General features: G+C 40.0%; 4 protein-coding genes. 3 read left to right on the top strand and 1 reads right to left on the bottom strand.

All coding sequences use genetic code 11. From position 1 onward, the window contains the following. The 3 genes from NJ959_RS24645 to NJ959_RS24635 form a co-directional block, all read left to right on the top strand. A partial coding sequence (locus tag NJ959_RS24645; RefSeq protein WP_254014396.1) for a thioesterase domain-containing protein occupies positions 1-1,241 on the top strand: 1,241 nt, incomplete at its 5' end. An 88-nt stretch (positions 1,242-1,329) separates the two neighbouring features. Continuing rightward, complete coding sequence (locus NJ959_RS24640; protein ID WP_254014395.1) at positions 1,330-2,397, top strand: glycosyltransferase family 4 protein; 1,068 nt, start codon at positions 1,330-1,332, stop codon at positions 2,395-2,397. Positions 2,398-2,632: 235 nt separating this feature from the next. Then, positions 2,633-3,757, top strand: a complete 1,125-nt coding sequence (locus NJ959_RS24635) for a DegT/DnrJ/EryC1/StrS family aminotransferase (protein ID WP_254014394.1) — start codon at positions 2,633-2,635, stop codon at positions 3,755-3,757. A 242-nt stretch (positions 3,758-3,999) separates the two neighbouring features. On the opposite strand, the gene NJ959_RS24630 is transcribed toward NJ959_RS24635, so the two are convergent. Further along, positions 4,000-5,775 (bottom strand): sensor histidine kinase, encoded by a 1,776-nt coding sequence (locus NJ959_RS24630; RefSeq protein WP_254014393.1) that lies wholly within the window; start codon positions 5,773-5,775, stop codon positions 4,000-4,002. Between the last annotated feature and the right edge of the window lie 173 nt (positions 5,776-5,948).

The following is a 5,948-nucleotide window of genomic DNA, read 5'->3' as shown; positions in this document are numbered from 1 at the left end:
TCATCCTGGAAGTTTTACCTTTAACTCCTAATGGAAAATTAGACCGCCGCGCCCTACCTGCACCGGACTCCACCCGACAAGAATCTCCAGAAACATTTAGTACCCCTCGCGATGAATTAGAACAGCAACTAACTCAAATTTGGTCACAAGTCCTTAAGATACAACCTATCAGTATCAATAGTAACTTCTTCGACTTAGGTGGACATTCATTACTAGCCGTCCAACTCTTCTCTCAAATTGAAAAACAATTAAATAAAAATTTACCACTAGCCGCCCTATTCCAGTATCCAACTATTGAGGAATTAGCCCAGATTATTCGTCAAAAAGGATGGGTAGAACCCAGATCTTCCTTAATCGCAGTCAAACCCAATGGTTCTAAAAAACCCTTCTTCTTCCATGGCGGTTCAGCCGATGCCCTAAGTTGGGCAAGATTTGCTCAATTATTAGATAAAGAACAACCATTTTATGCCCTACAACGTCCAGATTTAGATGGTAAAGAAGTCACGGAAATCTCTGTAGAAGGACTAGCCGAACTTTGCCTTAAAGAAATACGCACAATTCAACCCAATGGTCTTTATTCATTAGGCGGTCACTGTTTTGGTGGTACGGTAGCCTTTGAGATGGCACAACAACTTATCTCTCAAGGAGAACAAGTAGATTTGTTGGCTTTATTCGATGCTTATTCTCCCAGACAATCCCAACCTCAAATCAATCGCAATTCTTTATATTTTCGGTTGAGATCTAATTTCCATAAATTTGATTATTGGTTGTCCAAAACTTATTATTATCATGGTCAAAAGTTATTTTCAGGTGGACTGTTAGAGAAGTTAGAGTATCTTCTAGAAAAAATTCAACAGAAAACCTCAGCCAAACAAAAGCGACAAATTGTCCATCAGCAACTGAACTCTCAGCCATCTCCAGAGCAAAAAACGGCGGATACTTTACCCCATGAACTTCGATACTTACGAGCAGAAGAGGTGAATCGGGAGGCATCTATTAACTATAAACCGCAAGTTTATCCAGGCAAAATCACTCTTTTAAGAGCTAAGAAACAGTTTGCAGATTGGTACTTGGGTGAGTTTCTGGGCTGGGATAAATTAACCTCAAAAGACGTGGAAAAGTATGAGATTCCCGGATTGGCGGGGAATTTATTTAATCAAGCTTCCGCTCCCCTCTTGGCAAAGGAATTGCAGGTGTGTTTAGATGGATTAGTAACTGACAAAATTAAGTTTGATCGATGATAATAGAGGTGCAAGGAGTGAATATTTTTAACGGAGAGTATGCAGAGGTTACACAGAGGTACGCAGAGGCAGATTGGAGGTGTTTCAGATGAATAAGACTATTATACAAATTGTTCCTAGATTACCCCCCTATACAGATGGAGTTGGTGATTATGCCCTCAGATTAGCAGATAAATTATTGAAAGATCATCGACTATCTACTCACTTCTTAGTTTTCCAAGATGGACTTCAGATTGATCCGATAATTAATGGGTTTTCCGCTACGGTAATACCTGCTCACACGACTGATGCTTTCTTATCTGTATTACCAACAGATATAGAGGGAATCCTGTTACATTACAGTAACTATCCCTATCTTAAAGGAAAATTTGATGCTCCCTTTTGGTTGGTAGATGCTTTGCGTGCAGCTAGGAAACAGCGCCAAATAAAATTAGTGGTTATGTTTCATGAATTACCTCGATTAAAGTGGAAGAATATTAGTGTGTTAAACCCAATTCAGAGTATAGTGTCTCGTCGTCTGGCTAGACTGGCAAGTACTATCATTACAGATAGTGGCAAATTTAAAGCTAAACTTTCAGAGTGGGTGAATTATCCAGTTACCTGCATCCCTGATTTTTCCACTGTTGGGGAACCGGAAAATATTCCAACTTTGGATCAAAGGGAACGGCGCATAGTAATATTTGGTAGTAGCGATCGCCATCGCGTTTATCAAAATGCTCTCCCACGGCTACTGGAAACTTGTAAAATTTTAGGAATTACCGAAATTTGCGATATCGGTAAATCTCTAGATTTAAACCCATCCGACTTTCCAGGTATCCGTCTCATACAGATGGGATTTCAATCTGCTGAAGCTATCAGTCAATTAATGCTAAATTCCTGGGCTGGCTGCTTCGACTACACCCGCTTTCCTGGAGATTTAGGTAAATCTACAGTATTTGCAGCATACTGCGCTCACGGATTAATTCCTCTGGGTACTCAATACAATCCCTCAGAAGCCGATGGAATTAAAATGAATGAAAATTATTTGGTAATGGGCGAACATTTGAGACAGCTTAATTCCAGTCAATTACAAACAATTGCTGATAACGCTCATCAATGGTACAAGCCCCATTGCCAAATGGAAAACGCCAAAGTCTTTGCTTCACATATTATCTAAAATCCCCTCACTCCCTTCGCGCTGAGAGAATAACTATTTCACAAACCACTAAGACACTAAGACACAAAGGAAGATATAGATAATCTTCTAGCGCTAAGGGATTAATTAACCACACTAAATTTAAACCAGCATCATCTAGAGATGTTATATATGTCTGGATTAGTTTGGTTTTCTATAGCTTGCCATCAATAGCAAGTTAACCATTAGCCATTAGTTATCAATTTCACACAATAAAATGACAAAATTTATCCCCATATCTCAACCATCTATCACTCAGTTAGAAATTGACTATGTAACTGATGTACTTAAATCTGGCTGGGTATCTTCACTTGGCGAATATATCACTAAATTCGAGGAAAGCTTTGCCGCTTACTGCGGCACAAAATATGCTTTAACCACATCCAACGGCACAACAGGAATACATCTCGCACTAGCCACCTACCGAATCAAAGCAGGCGACGAAGTAATTGTCCCAGATTTAACCTTCATTGCTACGGCTAGCGCTGTCCATTATACCGGAGCAAAAGCTGTATTAGTTGACATAGAAGAAGATACTTTATGTATCAATCCTCTGGAAATTGAAAAAGCAATAACCGAAAATACTAAAGCCATAATAGCTGTTCATCTTTATGGACATCCGGCCAATATGATCGCCATTAATCAATTGGCTAAACAATATAATCTTATAGTTATGGAAGATGCAGCGGAAGCTCACGGGGCTGAAATTAATGGTCAAAAAGTTGGCTCTTTATCCCACTGTGGCATCTTTAGTTTCTATGGGAATAAGATGATTACTTCTGGGGAAGGAGGAATGATTACGACTAATGATGAAGCATTTTATCAAAGAGCAAAATATTTGCGAGATCATGCCATGAGTAGATCAAAGCGATATTGGCATGATGAGTTTGGCTATAACTATCGCATGACAAATATCCAGGCTGCTCTTGGTTTGGCTCAACTTCAGAGAATAGATCAATTTATCAATAAAAGAATAGAAATATTTAGCCAGTATCAAAAAAAACTATCGGGTATCCCTGGCTTGAAACTAAACTTCACTGCTGACTGGGCGACTAGTGTTTACTGGCTAATCTGTATTGAAATAGAAGGTTATACAGAGAGACAGCGAAATAATTTGATGGAGATGCTTCGGTTACAAGGCATAGATACTAGAGCTTATTTTTATCCAATTTCTGATATGCCAATGTACGAAACTGAGAATATTTATACCCCCATCACCCATAAAGTATACCAAAGAGGTATCAACCTACCTTCTCACTTTGATCTCACCAATCAAGAGATAGATTATATCTGCTCGTCTATTCAGAACTTTTTAGAAAAAAAGAGGTTTTCAGTTGCCTGAAGTACAGAATAGAAACCCGGTTTCTAGATTTTTTATTAAACAGTACTTACGCAAAGCATCTATTTGTAGGGTGTGTTAGCTTTGCTAACGCACCATTCCCACTATATATGGTGTCGCTGCGTAAGTCCTGTTAAAGAAACCGGGTTTCTAGCTTTTTTCTTAAAGAAACCCGGTTTCTGGATTACCTCACTCACATGAAAAGGGCTATAAGTTAAGCATGTGGAGAGAATTAAATCCCCTGATTAATTTCGCAGTTTTACTTCATAATCAATCCCACCACCAACCTCTAATGGTAAAAAGATAGTCATCACTTCCCCCTCTTGAGGGCGCTGGCGTACAATTAACTTACCACCCAAGGCTTGAAATAAATGTTTGGTTACCTTAAGATTTAAACAGAGACTACCCGTTTCTGGTTGGAACATCAAAAGCTGACCAATTGATTTTAAAGTCCGAAAACTTCCGTTACTTAAATTATCTGAATTACCAGAATTTTCTCGATCTGATTGAGACTGGAATTGTAACTTAAGTTGATCTCCGGCTGTTGTTACCTGTACTTGAATATGACTGCCTCCTGGCAAAGTGCGCGTGAAATTCTCCACTAAACCACTTAACACCTGATCCAGCATTGCGGGATTGCTGACAACAGTTGGTAGGTTTTGGGGCAAAATCACATTCAAGGTTAAACTACGCCGTTCAGCTTGCTTTTGCCACCGAGGAATACTCTGCTCAAATACCTGAGCCACAGACATAGAGGTAAGATTCACCGCAGATTGCTTAACTGTAGTATTTTCTAATTCGGCGGCTCGGAAAATCAGCTCCATTCTATTTATTTGTTCAGTACATTCACGATCAATAATTTCTAAACGTCGGATCGCTTCTCCTGGTAAATCTCGACGCTTTAATAAGAGTTTTGTTAAGGTTCGAATTGTGGTTAGCGGTGTGCGAATTTCATGAGTTAGGGCTTGCAGTAGTTCGAAATCAGGGTGAGATTCATTGGTAGGGGAGTCGGAGCTAAACAGGCGATCGGTAACATCTGAGTTAGACTTATATCGCCTTCTGCCAATAGTTTTTTCTTCCCAATCTTGCCAATCATTTTTTACCAACCTTTCCCAATGGCGATCGGTGCTATCTTTTGGTAACCTTAATGTCGATCGCTCTTGGCTCATTTCGCGATTTGCGCTTCGCCCACCAGAGGTATCGCAAAAGTGATTACTATCAGACTGAGGTTTTGAGGATTGAGTAACTCCACTTGTAAAATTGACCGATAGGGTATGGCTTTTCTCAACTTGGGGTAATTCTGGTAAATTCTGGAGAAGTTTACGCCCAAATTCCATTACAATTCGGTAATCTGGTGGTTTGGGTGCAAACTCTTTGACTAAAGTTTCTAACTGACTAAGTTGATGGGAACTTGTCAGTAATAGCCGAGGATAAAGGGATGTCCAAGCTTGTTCAACGTCTTCTGGAGCGAAGGAAAACCGAAAAGCCGGAACACCAGTCATGTCTTCTCCAGCAGCCATTACTAAGCTAAATTTATTGGTAAATACCAAACAAAACTTTTCTGCTGCTAAGGGATCCCTGATGAACAAAGGTAAATCGTAAGGAGTGTTAGCAATCTGTTGATATTGTTCCCGTTGCCCAGGCGGTAACTGAAACTGTATTCCATGCCAATCCAGCAATGCTTCCGCTCTAAAAATTCCGGTTTGGAAACGGGATAGGAGTGCGGAGTGACTTAAGACAGGCGCAGGATTAACTAAAAGTAATCCTTGCAAGGATGATGCCTGAGAATCTCTGTCTATTTGGGAAAGCACTTGCAAGAGTAATTCTTCCAAAGATGCGATCGCACTTTGCCATTCTCTTTGAGCTTTAGCACACTCTTTTATCTTGCGACTCGCAGCAATTCGCAATCCCCTCTCGCTTCCATTAGAAAGTCCCCCCTCCTGTACGATTGGCTCATGTGAGCCAGTTTCTGTACTCTGGGCTAAAACTTCACTTACACTTGGCAACAACCACTTTTGCACTACTATTATCTATCCCCATGGAATACCAGCTCTGCTCTTCTGATTATGAGCATAATAGGATCGACCATTTATCTGAAGTAGTATAACCGAACTCACAAGTCGCAATCTCCGTTAATTCATTAGGGAGTGGGGAAGAGAGTTTTGAGTTTTGAGTTTTGAGTTTTGAGTTTTGA

Origin of the sequence: Limnofasciculus baicalensis BBK-W-15 (genome assembly GCF_024178385.1) — a bacterium.
Classification (GTDB): domain Bacteria; phylum Cyanobacteriota; class Cyanobacteriia; order Cyanobacteriales; family Coleofasciculaceae; genus Limnofasciculus; species Limnofasciculus baicalensis.
This window is presented reverse-complemented; position numbering and strand designations above follow the sequence as displayed.

Excerpts from the sequence above, each read along its gene's own strand:
- NJ959_RS24640 (WP_254014395.1), top strand. The coding sequence starts at position 1,330 with ATGAATAAGACTATTATACAAATTGTTCCTAGATTACCCCCCTATACA.
- NJ959_RS24635 (WP_254014394.1), top strand. The coding sequence starts at position 2,633 with ATGACAAAATTTATCCCCATATCTCAACCATCTATCACTCAGTTAGAA.